We start from the raw sequence: 19,354 nt of genomic DNA on the forward strand, positions 1-19,354 counted from the left end.
CCGTTGCCGGAGAGGGCGTTGCGATCGGACGCAGGCATCTCGACTCAGAACATCTCGACTCAGAGCATCGCGCGGAGCCTGCCGAGGCCGGTGCGCGACAGCGCGAGGGTTTCGGCCGCGGCGCGCAGGCCGGACAGCGCGGCGCCTTCCATGAAGCCCTGCCATTCGTAGAAGCTGCTGGTGTGCTCGCCGGCGAACAGCACGTTGCCGACGGCCTTGGCTTCGTTGTGCGCGATGGTCGTGAAGTAGCCCGGGCGCTGGCAGCTGTAGGCGCCCTTGCTCAGCGGGTTGCGGCTCCAGTTCTGCGAGAACGCCACCACCTCGCCCTTCGCGTTGCGCATGGCCGCGCGCTTCGCGCCCGGCAGCGCGATCTCGAGCTGGTCGAGGAAGACGTTGGCGTCGGCCTGCACGTTGCGGGCATCGAGCGCGCGCGCCGCTTCGCCGCCGAGATGGCTGGTGAGCACCGCACGATTCTCGTTGCCGTTGAACGCGTTGGTTTCCCAGGTCGACTGCAGCCGCGAGCGATCGCTGAAGCCGTTGCCGTTGGTGCCGTGCTGGATGTACCAGTACGGCTGGTTGAAACCGACCATCAGCTTGGCGTTGTCGCCCATCGCCGCGTACTTGATCGCGTAGCGCTTCCACGCCGGCAGTTCCAGGCTCGGATCGAGCTTCACGTCGCGCAGCACGCTGAACGGCAGCGCCAGAACGACCGCATCGTGATCGGTCTGGAGGGTGCGGCCGCCGAGATCGAAGGTCAGGCGGACGCGGCCGTCGGCGAGCTTGCGCATCGCCACCAGCTTGTGGCCCACCTGCACCGGCGTGGGCAGGCGCGCGGCGAGTTCGGTCGCGATGCGATCGTTGCCGTCGACGACGTGGAAGCCTTCGCCGCCCGGAATCGCGTTGCCCGCACCGACCTGCGCGAATTTGCCGCGACGGTCGCCGTGCAGGAAACGCAGGAAGCTGATCGAGCTGAGCTCGTCGATGCCCGCGCCGTACTCGGCGGAATAAGCCGCGCCGATGACCTTGCGCAGCAGGCCGCCGGCGCCGTTGAGCTGCAGGTAATCGTCGAGGCTCATGAGGTCGAACAGCGCGTCGGCCTCGCTGTGGCGGTCGGCGGTCGGCGAACCGATCGCGGCCAGATCCTGCTGCATCGACGCGGAGAACGCGCGGTATTCCTCGACGACCTGGGCTTCGGAATACGTGCGGCCGTCGAAGTGGTAGTAGCTCGCGCCCGGCAGCATCGAGGCGTCTTCGAGCTGCAGGCCGAAGGCGCGCGCATAGCCCAGCATGGTGTGGTGCGAATTGCCGATGAACTCGGCGCCGCGCTCGGCGACCTGACCCGGGAAATGCCCGCGCAGGCTGAAGCAGCGGCCACCGACGCGGCCCGAGGCTTCGAACACCTTGGCGTTGACGCCATTGCGGGCCAGCTCGAAGGCGCAGCTCAGACCGGCCAGACCGGCACCGACCACCGCGATCCCGGAACCGCTCCCGGTCATCGCACGGCGCAGCCGCGCCATGCCGGCCATCGCCACCGGGCTCATCGAACCCGCGCCCGCCGCGGCGGTCACCGCCGCCGCCATCGCGCCCTGCGTGAAGCGCCGGCGGCCGGCGTCGCGGACGCCGTCCTGCGCGATCGCCCCGCGGCGCGCGGCTTCTACTTCGATCGCTTCCTGCGCGCTCTGTCCCGTGGTTTCGCATTGCGCGGCGAGGCGCGCGACGCGCTGCAGGCGCGTCATCATCGAACTGCGACTCATGTTGTTTGTCCCCCAGACCTATCTGTGGCAGCCGTGGATCACCCGGGTCGCCCGACAGGCGACAGACATCCGTGGACCGGCTTCGAACCCCTGTTGCGACCGGTACGACGCATGTCCCCCACACGTCCCGGTCTCCACCGCAGTGTGCCACATTCAGGTTCGGCTGTGGCCTCGCCGGGGCCGGACAAGGCAGACCGCGACGAAGGTCTCAGGGGCGGGACGCCTCCGCGGGCGGAGACACCCGTTCGAAGGTGTTGTGGAGGCTGCCGGCGCGGCCGAGGTCGAGCCGGATCCGCAGCGTGTCGCCGTCGCAGGTGTAGGCATTGCGCATCGGCCGCGCCGTGGACGCCGGCATCGGCATGGTCGCGCTGGTCCCGGCGCCGCTGCCGGTGATCGTGCCGGCGGTGGCATGGCTGTCGGGGCAGGCGTTGAGCATGCCGCCCGCCGCCGACCATCGCCCGGTGGTGGTGCCGCGCATGCGTCCGTCCGCGCGGCCCTTCGGCGCCACGATGGTGCTGGTGGCGTCTCCGGTGGTGTTGGCGAACGTCCGGTCCTCGCGCAGCACCATCGTGGTGTCGGGCGCCACCCCAGCCACCCGCGCATGCCCGCCCATCATCCGGTTGGCGAACTCGGCCATCCCGCTGTTCGTCATCCGCCAGGTGCCGACGAGGCAGCGATCGATCTCGCGGCTGCCGGCGCATGCCTCGCAGGCGGCTTCGCGGGTCGCCGCCAGCGACAGCGCGACCACGTCATCGGGCGCGGCCATCGCCGCGAACCGGAACTGCCGCGGCCGGCCGTCCAGCGCATCGATGGTCGCCGGGAACGGCGCCCATGCGCCGCCGGCGCCGGACGGCTTCGCGGCATGGTGTTCGGCGGGCGTCGCGCGGAACGCCCAGCGCCCGCATTCGAGGTTGGCGTAACCGCGCTTGAGCACGAACGGCGCCAGCGTCACGCGTTCGGTGCGGGTATCGGTCCAGGTCCAGTCGTCGCCGCCCGCGGGCGCCGAATCGATCGAAGCGCCCTGCCCGTCGCGGATGCGCTGGTCGAGATAATCCTTCGCGAACTGCAGCCACTCCGCCGCCGGCATCGCATCGCGCATCGCGGCGCGCTGCGCGGACTCGTCGCTGCTGCCGGCCATGCGGCGCAGGAACGGGATCATGCGCTGCGGCCCGGAGGTCGTGCCGATCCACGCGAAGAACACGAAGGCCTCGTAGCTCATCCTGTTCAGCGGCACCGTCGGCGAATCGCGATCGAAGGTGGCGACGCGGCCGGGGATGAACGGCGCCGCCGGCAGCGCGAGGGTGCTGAACCAGTCGGCCGAGCCCTCCATCCACCAGGTCCCGCCGCCGCCATGGCCGCCCGCGGCCGCGCTGGTCATCTGCGCATTGCTCAGCGATGCGATCTGCACGCAATGGAACAGCTCGTGCGCGATCAGCCCGCCCACCTCGGACGCATCGGCGGCACCGATGAGCCAGAACACGATCAGGCATTCGTCGTTGGCGCCGAGGCTGGTCTCCGCGGCGATCGCGCCGAAATTCTCGTGCTCGCCGGCCGGGCCGAGATCGTCGAGCAGCAGGATGGTGGTGTTGCCGAGACGGTAATCGTCGAGTCGCGGCAGCGCCGCCGCGCTGGCGTTCACGCCCGCGGCCACCGCCGCGCCCACGCCCGGGGCTTCGGCCCAGTCGGAGACGACATGCCGGATCACGCGGATGTGCTTCTCGCCGTCGGGCGTGTCGACCGGCACCTCCAGCGTCACCGTGCACTGGAAATCGTCGCGCCCCAGCGCCCCGAGTCCGGTGCCGAGGCGGGCGTCGAACTGCCGCAGGTACTCGACGGTGTCGCAGTCGCCGAAGCGGTCCTGCGCCTTGACGTAAACGATGCCGGCGACCAGCAGCACGAGGCCGACGAGGGCCGCCACAACCGCACGTTTCTTGGACATGGGACCACGTTCTCCCGGGACGGCGGCCGTCCGCGGGCCGGTGATGGAACGATACGGAGCGATCGACAGTGCTGGGAACGGCGAATGCCGTTCCCGGCGGTCAGGCGCCGGCAGGACGCCTCCTGCGGCTCAGGTCATGCGCAGCGCGCCCTCGGCCACTGCGGGCTTCAACGATGCAGCTTCAACGGTCCGCCTTCAACCACTGGCGGTAGCGCGCGGCGCGTTTGGCATGATCGGGCGCATCGGCGGGCGCGATCTCCAGATATTTCCGCGCCGCATCCAGCGCGCGCGGATCGCCGCGGGCGTGCAGCACGTCGGCGCGCACGCGCCAGACCTCCGGATCTTCCGGCCATTCCATCACCAGGCTGTCGGAGCAGTCGTTCATGACCTCGGACGACTGCTGGCCGGACAACCCGTACTGCTCGCATTCGGCCATCAGCGTGGCCTTCCGCCCCTGGCCGCCGTCGTCGAAGCGGACCGTCCCATCGCGCGCCAGCAGCGCCGGCGTGTCGTTGCGGAGGTTCTCTTCCACCTGCACCAGCTGCTGTTTGTGGTAGATGGAATTCGGAAAGCGCCGCAGCACGTATTCGATGTCGAGCTTCGCCCACGCCGGCCGGGTGAAGAGGTTCTGATGCGTGCGGAACCCGCGATAGCTGGTGCTGCCGATATTGAAGCGCACCGCCTGCGACAGATAGGCCAATCCACGCTTCTCGTCGCCGCGGGCGAACCAGGACGCCGACAGCTGGTTCAGCACCAGTCCGTGCGGGGCGATGCGCGCCGCGCGTTCCAGCGCCGCGACCACGGCGTCGTCCGGATCCGGCTCGCGGTTCAACAGCGGGTCCGCCGCCAGCGACGCCAGCACCGAATTCAGCAGCGGCGCGGCCCCACGATGCTTCAGCAGGTGTTGTTCGACCTCGCTCAACTGCGCTTCGCTGCCGCCCCAGCGAGGCTCGGCGGCGGTCTTCCAACCCACCGCCGCGCTGTAGGACATCGGATCGTTCTGCGCGCAGCGACGGCCGAGCGCGAACGCATCCTCGTCGCCACCGGACAGCCGCAGCGCGGCGACCCGGGCATTGCAGGCCGGGGTCAGCCGCGGCTCGGCGGCGTGCGCCTCCGCCAGCAGCTTCGCCGCCCGGGCGGCGGTTTCGCGCGCGTTGCGCATGTCCACGTCCGCCGTCGCGGACGCGCTCCGGGTCCCGCGCATCGCCTGCGCCGCGGCGAACAGCGCGTTGCCGTAGGCGAGTCGGCCGTAGGCGCTGTCCGGGCTCAGTTCATGCCAGCGTCTGGCGATGTCCTGCGCCTCCGGGCTCGCGTCGAAGATCTCGAACGCGTTGCCGATCTGGTCGCGCTCCGACGGCGTGTCGTAATGCGCCTGCAGCAGTGCGGCGAAATCCTTTTCCAGCGCGGCGCGGCCCTGCGCGCTCGCGATCCGCTGCCCGATGGCCTCGAGATCGTACTTCGGCCTGCGCTGCAGCGCGCAGCGCGCTTCGACGATCGCGCGATCCCAGACCATCCCCGGAACGTCCGGATAGTTCAGGCAGCGCTCGACGTCGTCGTCGATCCTGTCCGCCTCCTGCATCCGCAGCAGCAGCGCATCCCAGTCGATGGATTCGTCGATCACCAGCGTCGGCGGCGACGGCACGCGCGGTGCAGGCGCCCGATGCGCGGCCTGCGGCGCCGGTGGGCCCGCCTCCGAACAGGCCGCCAGGCCGAACGACAGCAGCGGGACCAGCGCGAAGCGGATGGGAACGAACGACATGTCGGGCATCGTGGCACCGTGGGTGAGCGGGCGATCGGGAATATACGCGAACGGCGCGACGCGCCGGCTCTGCCATCCAGTCAGCGGCATCGGGCCGCGAACAGGATCATCCCGCCCGCATCCGTCAGCGACCGCCGCGCGTCGGCCCCTCCTGATCCTGCCTTTGGTTCTGCGGATCCTGCTGCTGCGTCGGGGCCGCGATCGCGCGTTCGCGGTTCTGCGCGTCGATCTGCTGCAGGCTTTCGCGCGCCGGGGTGTTGGCGACGTCGTCCAGGCGAACGTTGGCATGGAAGTTCGGTTCGCGGCCCTGTCCGTTCGGAAAATAGGCGGTGAACAGGCGGTCGCCGTAGATCCCGACCTCCTGCGGTTCGCGCACGAGACTGTCGCGCCGGTGATATTCGGCGAGGCCGGCGGCGGCGATGTTCTGCGCCTGTTCCGCGGTGTAGCCGCCGCGGGCCTGCACCGCCGCGTGCATGCGATCGTACAGCGCGCGGTCCTGCGGGCTCAGGCGTTCGATCGACAGCGGGTCCTGCGCCTGGCCGGCGCGATCCTCGGGCCGTGCGTCGCCGTTGCCGGGCGTCGCGCGCGCGGGCGGGTCCTGCAGGCGCAGGCCGAGATCGCCGCGGGCGTAGTTCTCGACCTGCATCGATTCGCCCTGACGATTGGTGATCGTCAGGGTGCTGCCGTTCAAGGCATAGGTGTCGTTGCCGTCCGCGCTGCGCCAGGTGTTCGCCGGATCGGCGTCGGTGCGGGTGCCGCCGGTGAGCACGCGGCCGTTCCAGCGCAGTTCGCCGCGGCCGTCGCTGTCCATCACGGTATCGCCGGCGCCGACGACGTAGGTGTCGCGACCGACGCCGCCTTCCATGCGATCGCGACCGGCGCCGCCGATCAGGATGTCGTCGCCGCGATGGGCGCGCAGGGTGTCGTTGCCGCCCTCGCCGATCAGCAGGTCGTTGCTGTCGATCTCGCGCGGATTGTTGCCGCGGGTGGTGCGCCGCGAATCGATGGTGGCGGCGTGATCGGGATCGACGTCCTGGGTGGTGTTATTGCGCTGATCCGCACGCAAACCATTTCCGGCCCGCAGATCGCGCCCGGGGTCGAGATAGATCGCTGTGGTAGCAAAGTCCTGGTCGCGCAAGCGGTCTGCAAGATCAGGATGCTCCGCCCGCAGATCGGTCAGCAGGCGCTGACGCGCGGGCTCCAAGGCAGCGGCGATGGTCGGTACCCGGCCGTATTCCTGGACGAGATCAGGCCAGTTTCCGTTGGCCTGCGCTATCGCGTTGCGGTTCCGTGCCGCCTGCGTACCATCGAAATCGACGCCCCAGTTGCGTTCGTTCTGCTGGATATCGTCCCGGTGCAATTGGAACATGCGATAGACGCTGCGCGCTTCTTCAGCAGTGACATTCCGCGGATCGTCGTACAGTCCGAAGGCCTGCGCTTCCATGTTTCTGCGCGCACGCAAGCCGAACTCAACGTCGGGGTCCGGGTTCGTGCCGCGGCTGTTGTAACGGAGCTGGTACCAAGCTTCGGCGCGGTCGCCATCAGCGATTGCGTCGTTGAATCCCTGCATGTGAGTCGCCATCCGACCAGTGCCGCGGTTGTAGGTCACTGATACAACGGCTGCGCGCTCATCCGATGAAGGCAAACCCAAGTTGTCGGCCGGACCCTCATAACGGGGCAGACTGGCATTCTCCAGCAGGCTGCGGGCTTCTTCGCGAGTGATCTGCACCGGGAACGCGAGTCCCATCGCCGTACGCTGCTCCGGCGGCGCCGCGTCGATGGCGGCCAGTTGCCGACGCTCTGCCGGCGAAAGCTGGACGCCTGCCCGGTCCCAAAGTTCGACGTTGTTGGCGCGGTTGAAGGTGTAACCGAAGCCGATCGTCGCCATGTTGTCGTTGGCGTCATAGGGCGCAGCCCGGTAACCCTCGAAATTCTGGATCAGGATACTGGCGCGACGGCGATATTCCTGGTCGGCAAGATCATGATAGTCAATCGGCATTGGATTCTCCTTTCCTCTGGTGGCGCGGCATGCGAGACGCGGCAACGCAGCCGATGCAAATCATCCTTCGGCGTCACTCGGCCACGCGCAGGGTGCATCCCTGATCTGACGCATCCGCTCGGACGATGTCGCGCCCGTATCGCGCATCATGGTCGCTTTAAGGGGGATAACTGGCGCCTCCTGCATCGAACCAGCTTCGATCGGGCCAATGAGGCGCCATTCGAGACGGCCACCTTTCTTCTGCGCAGTCGCCAGATAAGTGGCGTTGTTTCGCGTGCTCTCGATGACGACGCTGGCGACATTGCCGGTGGAGACGCCGAGCACCCAGCGTCCGCCGCCTTCGTCGACTCGCGAAAGTCCGGGCGTAGCAGCATAGAAGTCTCCGCATAGACGGTCGCCGTCCTGCACCAGATACAACCAGAAACCACCGCAATCGCGTGACGGGGCCGCCTTGTCGCAAAAGCGTACGGACCAGGCGCCGTCGAACGCGGGCTTGGCCGCTTGCAAGGGTCTGGGCGTCATCAGACAGAACGAGGCCGATAGACAAAGTGCAGCGAACAGGTACCGGAAAGTCATGCGACGCACTCCCTGTCGACGATTCGACCGTCCAACGCTACGGAAGGCGGCGGAACGGGTCAACCCGTCGCCGCGGGGCGGTACACGCGCGTCCGTTCAGGGAGCGGGCGTGCGCTCGTCGTTGTCCGCGAGCATGCCGCCGACGCCGATGCCGGCGGCGGCACCGCCGCCCGCGCCCATGGCGCCACCACCGCCACCGCTGCGAGCACCGCCGCCCTGGCCGTCGCGGCCGCCGCTCTCGCCCTTGCCTTTCGCGCCGCCGGGCGGGCGCGTCGGTCCCTGCATCGGAATCGACAGATCAGCCGGCACCGGTTCCAGATCGAGCACGCGGCGGATGAAGTCGCGCAGCGAGACCACCAGTTCGGCGGTGCGCACCGGGCGGCCTTCGGCCAGTTCGGTCGCCGCGCGCGCGGCGAGCCGCACCTGTTCGTCGGTGCCGAGCAGCAGGATGTCCGACAATGCCGCTTCGACCGCATCGCGGATGCGCCGCGAGCGGTCGGAACTGTTCGCATCGCGTTCGAGGGCATCGTCCACGACCATGCCGGCATCGGCGGAAACGCCGCGCCGGCGCAGGTCGCGCAGGTGGGTGGGATCGACCGCGAGATCGCCGGTGAACGAACCGCCGAGCGTCTTGTAGGCCGCGATCAGCGTGCGCAGACGCTCGTTGATCTGGCGGTTTTCGCGCTCACGCCGCTGCTGCACCGTCTGCATCACGATCAGGCGGATGCCGACGCCGATCAGGGTGATCGCCGCCAGTGCGGCCAGCGTCGAGAGCATCGATTGCCAGGAACTGAAATCGAGACCGCGCATGGGGACCTCCTGCGTGTGCGGGGGCTGCGCAGGGTCGATCAGGAATGCGCCAGCGCGTGGTCGATCGCCGCGCACACCGCCGCGGCCTGCGCGGCGTTGCACTGCTCGGGCGTGGCGCGCGGGCTGTCGGGATAGACCTCGGTGGTGGTGACGTAGCGCGCGCCGGTCATGCCGGCGCACAGGCCGAGCGCGGCCAGCGGATAGCGGATGACGCCCGGCGCGACGACGGTGGAACCGATGATCTCGCCGCGTTCGTCGGCGGGCGCGATATGGGTCACCCGTTCGACCGCCGCGATGATCGCCTGCTGGAACGCCGGCTGCGGACGTTCGGTGTCGTCGACCAGATAGAACCCGTCGGGAATCGTGCCGGGCTCGAAGGGTTTGCCGTCGCGCGCGGCCAGCGCCGGCCGGAATTCGGATTCGTCGGTATCGGTGGTCTCGTGCAGATCGATGTGCATGAGGATGCGGTCGCGCAGCGGCGCGACCAGCCGCATCAGCGCCGCAGACTCTTGCGCCGGGCTGGGCTCGCGGAACGAACGGTTCGGATCGATCGCGTCGTGATTCCAGCGATGGATGCGCTCGTAGGCCCATGGGCTGATGCAGGGCGCGACCAGCAGGTTCGCGCGGCCGGCATAGTCCGCCGCGTGCAGGTCGACGAAGCGCAGCGCGCCGTGGACGCCGCTGGTCTCGTAGCCGTGGACGCCGCCGGTGACCAGCATGCACGGCAGCGCATCGTTCCAGTCGCGGCTGCGGATCGCGAACAGCGGATACAAATCCGGCGGGTATTCCAGGCGGCCGTACTCGATCACGTCGAAGCGTTCGTGCAGACCTTCGATCGCGCGCACCACGTCGGTCTCGTAACTGCGATGGCGGACCTGCCGCGCGCGCCATGCCTGGACTTCGGCGGGGCCCCAGGGCTGGCCTGGCGTGCCGATCGGGTAGGAGGCCGTGTCGTTCATCGCGTCGCTCGCTGCTGGTCGGTACTGGAAGCGCGCAGTGTACTGCCGCGATGCGCCAACCCGCCCCTTTTCCGCGATTCTCGTGCACAGTAACCGCCCCGACCGAGGCCGCCCATGTCCGAACCCATCCGACTCTCCCGGCGCGTGTCAGAACTCGCGCGCTGCTCGCGCGGCGATGCCGAGCGCTACATCGAAGGCGGCTGGGTGTCGGTGGACGGCGTCATCGTCGAATCGCCGCAGCGGATGGTCTCGACCGAGCGCGTCGAACTCGATCCTGCCGCGGTGCTGGAAACGCCGGAACCCGCGACCGTGCTGCTGCACAAGCCGGTGGGATTCGACGCGATCGGCGGCCGGAAACCGGCCGCCGCGCTGGTCGCACCGGCCTCGCGCTGGGCGGACGATCCCAGCGGCCTGCGCCTGCTGCAGCGGCATTTCGTGCGGCTGACCCCGCTGGTGCCGCTCGACACCGAGGCCAGCGGCCTGATGGTGCTGACCCAGGACGGCCGCGTGTGGCGGCGGCTGACCGAGGATGCCGAGCAGATCGAACACGAATACGTCGTCGAGGTCGACGGCGAGATCGCGCCCTACGGCCTGAACCGCCTGAACCACGGCCTCAGTTTCCGCGGACAGGCGCTGCCGCCGTGCAAGGTCAGCTGGCAGAACGAATTCCGGCTGCGTTTCGCGATCAAGGCCGTGCAGCCCGGGCAGGTCCGCGACATGTGCGCGCAGGTGGGGCTGCGGGTGGTCGCGATGCGGCGCCTGCGCATCGGCCGGATTCCGCTGGGCAAGCTGCCGGTGGGCGAATGGCGTTACCTGCCGGTGGGCGAGAAGTTCTGACCGCGTCACCGGGAACGAACGCGCCGATGCCCGCGACGCCGACGTTCGACCCGAGCCCGCCGGCATCCGCTCACTCGCCGCGGATGCGCAGGGTCAGGCCCTTGAGGAAATTGCGCAGCAGCTGGTCGCCGCAGGCCCGGTAATTGTGATGTCCGGGCTGGCGGAACAGTGCGCTCAGCTCGGGTTTCGAGATCGGGAAACCGGCCGCGGCGAAGATCGCATGCAGATCGACGTCTTTCAGTTCGAACGCGACGCGCAACTTCTTCAACACAAGATTGTTGGTGATGCGCGTCGGCACCGGCCGCGGCGGCAGGCTGTCGTTGCGGCCGCGGCAGTGGATCACCAGCCCATCGAGGAAGTGCGCGAGGACGCGATCACTGCAGGCCACGTACTCGGGATCGTCTTCCCTGCGCACGAAATCCCGCACCTCTTCCTTTTCGAACGGCAAGGCGGGGTCCACCAGCTTCGCGATCGCGACGACCTTGCCGTCGCCCAGATCGAGCATGTAGCGGATGCTGCGCAGCACATCGTTGTTGATCATGGAGTACGGGGCACGCCTGAGGTCGGAAGTTCAAAGGTTCGGAGGTTCGACACGCCTGGAGCGTACCGGACACTGTACATGCGCCGGGCGGCGCCGGATCAATCGTCCTGCGCCGCGGCCTCGCGTCCCTGCTGCCGGATCAGCGCTTCCTGGCGCGCGTCGTTGATCGCGTCGCGGACGCTGTCGAGATCGGCCTCGCGTTCGTCGTGCTCTAATGCACCGGTCAACGGGGTGTCCGGCAGCAGCGCGCCGGCTTCGAAGATCGCCCACATCTCCTCGCCGTACCAGGTCTCGAGCAGCTCCGGCGCCGAGCGCCCGAGGCTCGCGGTGAGGTTGTTGACGTCGCGCAGCAGCATCCGCCGCGCGGCGTTGTTGCCGGCGGCGCTGACCACCTGCGGAAAATCGATGACGATGGGGCCGTCCGGTCCGACCAGCACGTTGTACTGCGACAGGTCGCCGTGGATCAGGCCGCAGCACAGCATGCGCACGACCTGGCGCATCAGCACGGCGTGGAATTCGCGCGCCTGTTCAGGCGTCAGTTCGACTTCGCCCAGTCGCGGGGCCGAGAAGCCGTCGGCGTCGGTCACCAGTTCCATCACGAGGACGCCGTGGTAGTAGCCGTACGGCTCGGGCACGCGCACGCCGGCGTCGCGCAGCAGATAGAGGGCATCGACCTCGGCGTTCTTCCAGGCCGTCTCCTGCTGCTTCCGGCCGTATTTCGTGGCCTTGCCGATCGCGCGGGCCTCACGGCTGCCGCGGACCTTGCGGCCTTCCTGATACTGCACGCGCTGCTGGAAACTGCGCTGCGCCATGTCCTTGTAGACCTTCGCGCAGCGCACGTCGTCGCCGCTGCGGACCACGTAGACCGCCGCTTCCTTGCCGCTCTTGAGGGGACGCAGGACCTCGTCGATCACGCCGTCGTCGATCAGCGCCTGCAGCGCGGTGGGGGTCTTCATGAATGCCTGGACGAAGGTCGCGGCGCGAACGCCCGGACCGGGCGCATATTCTCGCAGGAACCGCCGTGCAGCGGCGAGACGCCCGCACATGCGAAACACGGACGGGCATGCGGCGACACCTGTCAGTTGTAACAGGCTGCCATCTGCGCCAGACGCAAAACGCGGCGCGTATCATCCAGCGCGGGGCGATTCCGGGTCGCGCGCCCCGATTCTTCCCAGCGCCGGATCAACAGGGAGCGTTTTCATGATCATCAATTCGATCGCGGACGGCCAGGTCACGTCCAACCAGCTCGTCGAATTCAACTTCCGCGCCATTTCCTACAGCGTCAGCGGCTCCAAGAGCACGCTGAGCGGCGAAGTCGCCGCGGGCCATTACCAGAGCATCGACGCCACCGCGACCGGCAACGGCCCGTACAAGGTGACCCTGGGCTACGTGAACCATTCGTACCAGGCCCAGCCGGTGATGGTGGACAGCAACGACGCGATGGTGACGTTCTGGATGGCCTTCCCGGCCGGCCCGAATCATCCGCAGACCTTCGTCTTCGCGAACCAGAAGTAAGCCGGTCGGCCCCGACGACGGGCGGGAAGGTCGGCGATGTCGGCCTTCCTCCGCCCCAGTCGCCGCATCGATGTCCCCCATGACTGCCGATCCACAACGGTCGACCATCGTGCCGGCGAGCGCTCTTCCCCCGGATGCGCGCGCCGCCGATGCATCGCCTGCGCCCGAGGTGTTGGCCACGGCCGCCTCGCTGGCGCGCGCGGGCAGATGGGACGACGCCATCGCGACGATCCAACCGCACCTGCAGGAGTCCCCCGCCTGCTGGCCGCTCGCATCGGCGCTCGCCGATCTGCTGGAAGCGACCGGCGCGACGATGGACGCCATCGCCGCGCTGCGCGGTTTCGTCGCCCATGCGCCGCGATCGGCGGAAGGATGGCATCGGCTCGCTGGCCTGCTGCACCGGACCGGCGATCATGCGCAGGCGATCGACGCCGCGGCCACGGCCGTGGCCCTGCGCGACGACTGGGCGCAGGCGCTCAATCGCCTCGGTTGTCTGCTGGAAGGCGTCGATTCCCTGAAGGCGACGGCCGCGCTCGAACGCGCAGTCGCCTGCGCGGGACCGTGGAATGCCCCGCGGCTGAATCTGGCGCGGCTGTGGCGCGATCGCGGCCGCACCGCCGATGCGATCGCGCTGCTGCTCGACGCGACGACGCGCGATCCCGCCGATGCGGCGGCGCGGGTCGCGCTCGCGGAAACGCGGCTGCAGCACGGCGACCATGCGGACGGCTGGCGCGATTACGACTGGCGCTTCGGCCACGGCGGACAGGTGCCGGCCTATCCCGGCACCGATGCGCCGGTGTGGGATGGCCGCCCGCTGCGGGGCGAGATCGTGATGGTCTGGCTGGAACAGGGGCTCGGCGATCAACTGCAGTTCTGCCGCTATCTGCCGGCGATCGCCGCCGCGGGCGGGCGGGTCTGGCTGCAGGCGCCACGGGTGCTGCAACCGCTGCTGGCTTCGCTGGGCGCGGTCGAGCGCTTCGTCGACGAAGGCGAAGTCCCCGCGGGCTTCGATCTGCAGATCCCGCTGCTGAGCCTGCCGCATGCCCTGCGCACCACCGTGCCGGACATCCCGCGCGCACCCTATCTGTCCGTGGACACGCCATCTGCGGACGCGGCGCGATTGCCCGCCGACGCGGGCGGCCTGCGCGTCGGCGTGGTGTTCGCCAGCCGTGCCGATCATCCCGCGGCGACGCGACGCGATTGCCCGCTGCCGCAGCTGCGCGCGCTGTCGGACGTTCCGCAGGTCGCGCTGCACAGCCTGCAGTTCGGCGCCGACGCCAGCGCGGTGGTGCGTGCGCAGGACTGGCCGATCGTCGATCTCGCGCCGATGCTGGGCGATTTCGCGCAGACCGCGGCGATCGTCCGGGCGATGGATCTGGTGATCACCGTCGATACCGCGATGGCGCACCTGTGCGGCGCGCTCGGGCATCCGGTCTGGACCCTGCTGTCGACGCCCTGCGACTGGCGCTGGCAATGCGGGCGCGACGACTCGCCGTGGTATCCGTCGATGCGCCTGTATCGGCAGACGACGCCCGGCGACTGGTCCACGCCGCTGCTGCAGGTGCGTCGGGATCTTGCCGCACTGGCCGCACGCCGCGACGCGGTGCCGACATGAACGCGATGCCCGACGACTCCGCTGCCGGATCGACGACGCCGTCGCTGTTCGTCGTCGCCCTGCCGCGGTCGCTGTCGACCGCGATCTTCGAACGCGCGCGCTCGGCGCTGTCGCTGGCCGCTCCGGTGTGGACCAGCGCCGGCGAGATCCTCAACAGCGGGCGCTGGCGCATGCTCGCGCGCGAGGACGACGGCGATCGCTTCACGACCGCGCACGAGGTCGCGCGTTTCGAACACTGGACGCGATTCCTCGACGATGTCGTGCAGCCGCACGGCCGCGCCTACAAGGACGTGGTGCAGCCGTTCGTCTGCGCACGCTGGCTCGCGCAGGCACAGATGCGTGGACATGCGCCGCGCGTGCTGCGCGTGCGGCGCCCGCTCGCGGATGTCGCGTGGTCGATGCTGGAAGCGGGCTGGCGCTATCCCGCGCGCGCCGCGGCGACCGGCGAACACGACATCGACCGCCTGCTGTCGGGTCTGCTGCAGGCCCGCGACGCCCTGTCGGAACCGGCCGCGGTGGAGATCGACTTCGATGCGCTCATGCGCGGCGAAGACGCGCTCGCCAGCGCGCTGCAAACACTCTACCCAGGCATCGACCTGCCGGACCTGCGTATCGGCGATGCCGGCTTCCGCGCGCATTCCGCCACGGTGCTGGCGCGGCGCGGTACGCCGCGCTGGCGGATGCTCGATGCGCGGCTCCGAACGCTCGAAGCCGACGTCGGGACCACGCGCGCGACCGAACATTGCCTCGCCTGATCGACCGCGCGACAGCGTGACCGACGCTACCGCCCGTGTGGACGCCGATCAGCGTTCGTAATCCGCCTTCATCCGCGCGATGGTCTCCTCGACGGTGATGTTCGCGCCGTAGGGCCCGGAGATCACCGCATCGTGACGGTACGGAAACACCACGTAACGGAACGGATAGGCCTTGCCCGGCGCCAGATTGAACGTCGGTACGTTCGAGAACTTGATGTTGCGATACACCTCGGTCTCGCTGATGGTGTAGGCATAGCGCGGATGCGCCACATCGGCGCGGAACACGGGCTTGTAGAACCACGCGATCGTGTACGCATCGCTGGTGGTGCCGCGGACGTTCTCAAAACCGACCCAGGACACGTCCTCGTGGTTGAAGCGATCGTTCGGATTGAAGTCCGCCAGGGTCAGGCCCAGCTGCTGCGGCGTGAGCGGCAGGTTGCCGAGCCGGTCCGGCACGGTATGCACGATCCTCGTACCGCCGCGCGACACCGTCCAGCGCCGGTAGTCGCCGTTGAAATAGAACGTCGGCATTTCGATGAACGCGCCCGTCCTCGTGCCGGTGCCGACATGGGTGATGGTGACGTCGTACATCGCGTAGTGGTCGGTGGCGGTGAGGGTCTGCGACAGCCGCAGGGTGTCTCCGGGATTCACCGGCCCTGGATACTGCGTGCCGTAGTCCCAGTTGCGCACGACCTGGGCGCCGAGCTGGACGCTGGCGTTCGCCGTGGTGCAGGCCGGGGCGTTGACGCCGTCGCAGATCACCGAGGCCGCCGGCTGCGCGGCGCCGAGGCCGCCGCCCGACGCGCAGAAATTGCCGGCCTGGGTCGGGTTCCAGTAGCCCTGCCCGGGATCGCAACTGCCGATGCCGATGCCGCCGCCGTTCTGGATGTTGTGATGCAGCGCCACCTGCAGCGCGGCGCCCACGTCCGGCAACAGCGCATTGGCCTCGAACGGCACGCCGTTGAGACGGGCGCGCTTGCTGTAGAACTCGTAGGTGGCGCCGCCGTTGCGATCCATCTTCAGCCGATACGCGGGTTTGTCGACGGTGATCAGGCTGCCGGCGTTGAGCCCGTAGAAGTAGGTCGAAGGCGAATAGCCGTTCACCCATACGTCCTGATAGGCGCCTGGATCGAGCCGTCCGGCCTGATCGGCATACAGGTTGCAATCGGCGGTCGAACGCCACAGCCGCAGCAGGGTCGTGTTCGCGGGATTCTGGGTCCTGGGCACGCGATAGGGGCAGAAGCCGACGTTCGCATCGGCGATGGTGCTGTTGTCGTAGCTGTTCCACGCGGGGTTGATGAAGCAGGTGGACTGATAGGTGGCGACGCCGCCGGACACCAGGAACAACTGCGCGCGGATCGGGCGCGACGGGCACTGGCCGTTGTAGTTGGCGGTCACGAACACACCGGAGGACTGCGGCGACGCCGAGATGTAGTTGATCGGCGTCAACGTCTGCTGCGCTGCGGCATGCGCGGTCCAGGCGAGCGTCAGAACGACGGCGGCGCGGGCGATGCGCCCGGCTCGGGTGGCATGGGTCATCTTCCAAATCCTTTTCGGAGTCGTGCGACTGCGGCGGATGCGGTCGCCCCGGACGCATCACAGCATGGCCGCTGCGACAGGGTCAATCGTCCCCGGGCCCCGCATCTCCGGCGCATGCCCCGGGAACGCCTGCGGTCATCGCGACCGCACGCTGCAGCGCGTCAACCGATCCAGCCCTTCGCGCGCTGGCGGATGCGCGCGATGAGATCGATCGCGCCGCGCTGATTCTGGCTCTGCATGCGCGGCGGAAGCCCGCGGATCATCGCCTCGGTGTCGTCGAGCATCGCGCCGAGCCGCGGATGCCTGGCCCGCTCGGCCGAGAGCAGCGCCGCATAGGGGTCATGGGAACGGTAGATCGGCGACGCCGACATCGGTCGGGTCCCGTAGGCGAGCGCCAGCGCATCGACACCATCGAGATCGCGCAGCAGCGGCAGCACGAAATCGCGCAGGCGCGGCACCAGCCACGCGACCAGCGGCGCGATGTCGTCTTCGCGGAAGATCCAGAAACCGCAGTCGTTCGCGCCGTAGTCGTTCATCGGCCCCGACCATCCCTCCGCCACGCGCGCGAACGGGATCTCGGCCGAATTCTGCAGCGCGCTGACGCCGAGGCCCAGGTCCAGCTCCTTCTCGGCGCACAGCAGATCGTAAAAGCCGTTGATGTGCACGCTGCATTCGACGCGCACGCCGTAGAACCATTCCGGATTGTCGACCGCCACGATGCCCAGTCGCTGATAGCCCCACGGGCCGCGTCGCTCGAAAGTGGCATGCACTTCGTGCGAGCCCAGGACGCTGGCCTCCACGCGCCGGAATCCGGCGGCTTCGATCGCGGGCTGGAGCGTGTCGAGGCAGCGGTCGAGCAGCGTCTGCCTGTCGGGCAGGCCGAATGTTCGCCGCCAGTCGGAATAGCGGCGATCCAGTTGCCACAGCACCCGCGCATGCCGCTGCGCGGTCAGTTCCGCGCCGAAGATCTCGTCGACCGAAGCGTTCGGCTTCAGGTTCATCGCCGCGATGAAATCGGCCATGTGGAAACGCTCGTAGACATCGGCCGCGAACGCATTGCCCTCTTCGTTGAGGTCGTCGTCGAACAGCTTGCCGTCGCAATGGTCGAACAGCAGGTCGAGGCCGGTGGTCTGCCCGCTGCGCAGGGCATCGGCCTCTGCCATCAGCTCGTCGTTCGCCAGTCCGCGCCGGATCGCCCATTCCAGGAACAGCCCGATGTGCCGCCCGCCGTTCTCGTTCGGCAGATCGGTTTCGAAATCGAGGAAGTAATACTCGGCGTCGTCGTACTTCATGGACCGTCTGCGCATGGGGACGCGCGAGTATAGCCCCGACACTGCGACAGCCATCACCATCGCCGCCGGCATGACGCACCGCATCATGCCCTTTCGTGCAATGGCTGCCCCTGCGACCCGGGCGCATGCTCGGAAGATCGGTCTTCGCATCTGTCGCACCGACTCTCCGGGGAGGATACCCATGCACCGCCGCACGCTCCGCGTCATTCCGGCTCTGTTGTCCACCGCATCCACCGCCCTGTTCGCGCTCGCCCTGCCCGTGCTGGGCACCGCAGCCCTGCTGCTGCCCGGCCGCGCGCAGGCGCTGGACTGCGGCACCAACAACGGCTTCACCTGCACCGGCACCGCCACGCAGTACGCCGGCGGCTTCAATCCGGGCGTCGGCAGCGGCGGGTTCGGCGGCGCCGCCGCCTGCACGCCCACGCGCACGCCGGTGGTCTACATCCACGGCAACGGCGACAGCGCGATCAGCTTCGACATGCCGCCCGGCGCCGTCAGCGGCTACGCCACGCCGACGTACTCGATCTACGACGAACTCAAGTCGCGCGGCTACAAGGACTGCGAACTGTTCGGCGTGACCTATCTCGACGCCAGCGAGCGCGGGTCGCCGCAGAACAACTATCACAGCCCGGCGAAGTACCAGATCCTCAAGACCTTCATCGACGCGGTGAAGACCCACACCGGCCGCAGCCAGGTGGACATCGTCGCGCACTCGATGGGATCGAGCATGGCGCTGGCGATGGTGCGTTACTACGGCTACCAGGGCAGCGTGCGCCGCTTTATCAACATCGGCGGCGGCCTGCGCGGGCTCAACACCTGCTACGCCACCGGCTACCAGTCGCCCTACGCGCCCACCTGCAACGCCGAGGCCTACGTCTGGCCCTACGACTACTACACCTTCGGCTACTACCCCAGCACCGGCGTGAGCTTCTACGGCTACAACCGCTGGACCGGCAGCGGCAGCACCAGCCTGCGCGCGACCCCGGCGAGCTACACCGGCATCGGTTTCTACACGATCACCGCCGGCCTCTACGACCAGGTCCACTGCTTCACCACCAGCTACAGCAGCGGCTGCAGCAACGGCGCGCTGTTCAACGCCGGCACGAACGTGAAGGCGCAGGTGGACATCGGCTTCGGCAGCAGCGCCTACGCCTACGACTGGGACTGGGCCGACGGCAGTCCGTACAACGCCGGCGGCGGCGACACCAGCAGCGGCGTCGGCCATTTTCGCTCGAAGACCAACGCCGGACGGATCGTCTACAACATGCTCGCGACCACCTGCACCACCGGCTGCGCCAGCGGGTATGCGGGCGTGAACGGACCCGCATTCAACCGCTGACCCGAGATCCGCGGGGAACGTCCCCACCGGAAGACCTCGCCGCCGCACGGGCCCATGCCCGCCGGCGGCGCGCATGCCGACGGCGCAACCGGTACTCTGCTCGCCCGTCCCGAGCTTCGCCCGTC

16 protein-coding genes are annotated in these 19,354 nt (G+C 68.8%); 5 read left to right on the forward strand and 11 right to left on the reverse strand.

From position 1 onward, the window contains the following. Positions 1 to 59: 59 nt before the first annotated feature. From ABD974_RS15570 to ABD974_RS15600, 7 genes are all read right to left on the reverse strand, one after another. Complete coding sequence (locus ABD974_RS15570) at positions 60 to 1,754, reverse strand: flavin monoamine oxidase family protein (RefSeq protein WP_345304250.1); 1,695 nt, start codon at positions 1,752 to 1,754, stop codon at positions 60 to 62. Between the two features lie 208 nt (positions 1,755 to 1,962). After that, on the reverse strand, positions 1,963 to 3,693 hold the full coding sequence (locus tag ABD974_RS15575) for a hypothetical protein (protein WP_345304251.1): 1,731 nt from the start codon (positions 3,691 to 3,693) through the stop codon (positions 1,963 to 1,965). Positions 3,694 to 3,874: 181 nt separating this feature from the next. Beyond that, complete coding sequence (locus tag ABD974_RS15580; RefSeq protein WP_345304252.1) at positions 3,875 to 5,452, reverse strand: tetratricopeptide repeat protein; 1,578 nt, start codon at positions 5,450 to 5,452, stop codon at positions 3,875 to 3,877. A gap of 124 nt (positions 5,453 to 5,576) precedes the next feature. After that, a complete protein-coding gene (locus ABD974_RS15585) occupies positions 5,577 to 7,451 on the reverse strand; it encodes a glycoside hydrolase family protein (protein WP_345304253.1) in 1,875 nt (624 codons plus the stop codon). Positions 7,452 to 7,511: 60 nt separating this feature from the next. Further along, the gene (locus tag ABD974_RS15590; protein ID WP_345304254.1) at positions 7,512 to 8,027 is read right to left on the reverse strand and encodes a hypothetical protein; all 516 of its coding nucleotides are present in this window, start codon (positions 8,025 to 8,027) and stop codon (positions 7,512 to 7,514) included. A 96-nt stretch (positions 8,028 to 8,123) separates the two neighbouring features. Further along, a complete protein-coding gene (locus ABD974_RS15595) occupies positions 8,124 to 8,837 on the reverse strand; it encodes a hypothetical protein (protein ID WP_345304255.1) in 714 nt (237 codons plus the stop codon). A gap of 38 nt (positions 8,838 to 8,875) precedes the next feature. Further along, a complete protein-coding gene (locus ABD974_RS15600) occupies positions 8,876 to 9,796 on the reverse strand; it encodes a M14 family metallopeptidase (protein ID WP_345304256.1) in 921 nt (306 codons plus the stop codon). Positions 9,797 to 9,910: 114 nt separating this feature from the next. On the opposite strand from ABD974_RS15600, the gene ABD974_RS15605 reads away from it, so the two are divergent. Further along, positions 9,911 to 10,633: an rRNA pseudouridine synthase gene (locus ABD974_RS15605; protein ID WP_345304257.1), complete on the forward strand. Its 723-nt coding sequence runs from the start codon at positions 9,911 to 9,913 to the stop codon at positions 10,631 to 10,633. 70 nt (positions 10,634 to 10,703) lie between these two features. Here the strand turns inward: ABD974_RS15605 and ABD974_RS15610 are convergent, their stop codons facing one another. Together ABD974_RS15610 and ABD974_RS15615 are read right to left on the reverse strand one after the other, a co-directional pair. Beyond that, positions 10,704 to 11,174 carry a YehS family protein gene (locus ABD974_RS15610; RefSeq protein WP_345304258.1) on the reverse strand — a complete coding sequence of 157 codons (471 nt, stop codon included), beginning with the start codon at positions 11,172 to 11,174 and terminating at the stop codon, positions 10,704 to 10,706. Positions 11,175 to 11,272: 98 nt separating this feature from the next. Further along, positions 11,273 to 12,130, reverse strand: a complete 858-nt coding sequence (locus ABD974_RS15615; protein ID WP_345304259.1) for a PA4780 family RIO1-like protein kinase — start codon at positions 12,128 to 12,130, stop codon at positions 11,273 to 11,275. Between the two features lie 244 nt (positions 12,131 to 12,374). On the opposite strand from ABD974_RS15615, the gene ABD974_RS15620 reads away from it, so the two are divergent. From ABD974_RS15620 to ABD974_RS15630, 3 genes are all read left to right on the forward strand, one after another. Then, the gene (locus ABD974_RS15620; protein WP_345304260.1) at positions 12,375 to 12,689 is read left to right on the forward strand and encodes a hypothetical protein; all 315 of its coding nucleotides are present in this window, start codon (positions 12,375 to 12,377) and stop codon (positions 12,687 to 12,689) included. Between the two features lie 79 nt (positions 12,690 to 12,768). After that, positions 12,769 to 14,304, forward strand: a complete 1,536-nt coding sequence (locus ABD974_RS15625; protein ID WP_345304261.1) for a tetratricopeptide repeat protein — start codon at positions 12,769 to 12,771, stop codon at positions 14,302 to 14,304. After that, positions 14,301 to 15,059, forward strand: coding sequence for a hypothetical protein (locus tag ABD974_RS15630; protein WP_345304262.1), 759 nt, complete (start codon positions 14,301 to 14,303; stop codon positions 15,057 to 15,059). The genes ABD974_RS15625 and ABD974_RS15630 overlap by 4 nt, the downstream gene beginning before the upstream one ends. A 48-nt stretch (positions 15,060 to 15,107) precedes the next feature. Here the strand turns inward: ABD974_RS15630 and ABD974_RS15635 are convergent, their stop codons facing one another. Next, entirely contained in the window at positions 15,108 to 16,598 is a 1,491-nt protein-coding gene (locus ABD974_RS15635; protein ID WP_345304263.1) for a hypothetical protein, read from the reverse strand. A 161-nt stretch (positions 16,599 to 16,759) separates the two neighbouring features. Next, complete coding sequence (locus ABD974_RS15640) at positions 16,760 to 17,890, reverse strand: DUF7832 domain-containing protein (protein WP_345304264.1); 1,131 nt, start codon at positions 17,888 to 17,890, stop codon at positions 16,760 to 16,762. 181 nt (positions 17,891 to 18,071) lie between these two features. Here ABD974_RS15640 and phaZ7 point away from each other — a divergent pair, with 181 nt between their 5' ends. After that, on the forward strand, positions 18,072 to 19,229 hold the full coding sequence (gene phaZ7 / locus ABD974_RS15645; RefSeq protein WP_345304265.1) for an extracellular native short-chain-length polyhydroxyalkanoate depolymerase PhaZ7: 1,158 nt from the start codon (positions 18,072 to 18,074) through the stop codon (positions 19,227 to 19,229). Positions 19,230 to 19,354: the final 125 nt, after the last annotated feature.

Origin of the sequence: Lysobacter hankyongensis (genome assembly GCF_039543145.1) — a bacterium.
Lineage (GTDB): Bacteria > Pseudomonadota > Gammaproteobacteria > Xanthomonadales > Xanthomonadaceae > Lysobacter_I > Lysobacter_I hankyongensis.

Coding starts and splice junctions, on each gene's coding strand:
- ABD974_RS15570 (WP_345304250.1), bottom strand. CDS start 1,754: ATGAGTCGCAGTTCGATGATGACGCGCCTGCAGCGCGTCGCGCGCCTC.
- ABD974_RS15575 (WP_345304251.1), bottom strand. CDS start 3,693: ATGTCCAAGAAACGTGCGGTTGTGGCGGCCCTCGTCGGCCTCGTGCTG.
- ABD974_RS15580 (WP_345304252.1), bottom strand. CDS start 5,452: ATGTCGTTCGTTCCCATCCGCTTCGCGCTGGTCCCGCTGCTGTCGTTC.
- ABD974_RS15585 (WP_345304253.1), bottom strand. CDS start 7,451: ATGCCGATTGACTATCATGATCTTGCCGACCAGGAATATCGCCGTCGC.
- ABD974_RS15590 (WP_345304254.1), bottom strand. CDS start 8,027: ATGACTTTCCGGTACCTGTTCGCTGCACTTTGTCTATCGGCCTCGTTC.
- ABD974_RS15595 (WP_345304255.1), bottom strand. CDS start 8,837: ATGCGCGGTCTCGATTTCAGTTCCTGGCAATCGATGCTCTCGACGCTG.
- ABD974_RS15600 (WP_345304256.1), bottom strand. CDS start 9,796: ATGAACGACACGGCCTCCTACCCGATCGGCACGCCAGGCCAGCCCTGG.
- ABD974_RS15605 (WP_345304257.1), top strand. CDS start 9,911: ATGTCCGAACCCATCCGACTCTCCCGGCGCGTGTCAGAACTCGCGCGC.
- ABD974_RS15610 (WP_345304258.1), bottom strand. CDS start 11,174: ATGATCAACAACGATGTGCTGCGCAGCATCCGCTACATGCTCGATCTG.
- ABD974_RS15615 (WP_345304259.1), bottom strand. CDS start 12,130: ATGAAGACCCCCACCGCGCTGCAGGCGCTGATCGACGACGGCGTGATC.
- ABD974_RS15620 (WP_345304260.1), top strand. CDS start 12,375: ATGATCATCAATTCGATCGCGGACGGCCAGGTCACGTCCAACCAGCTC.
- ABD974_RS15625 (WP_345304261.1), top strand. CDS start 12,769: ATGACTGCCGATCCACAACGGTCGACCATCGTGCCGGCGAGCGCTCTT.
- ABD974_RS15630 (WP_345304262.1), top strand. CDS start 14,301: ATGAACGCGATGCCCGACGACTCCGCTGCCGGATCGACGACGCCGTCG.
- ABD974_RS15635 (WP_345304263.1), bottom strand. CDS start 16,598: ATGACCCATGCCACCCGAGCCGGGCGCATCGCCCGCGCCGCCGTCGTT.
- ABD974_RS15640 (WP_345304264.1), bottom strand. CDS start 17,890: ATGAAGTACGACGACGCCGAGTATTACTTCCTCGATTTCGAAACCGAT.
- phaZ7 (WP_345304265.1), top strand. CDS start 18,072: ATGCACCGCCGCACGCTCCGCGTCATTCCGGCTCTGTTGTCCACCGCA.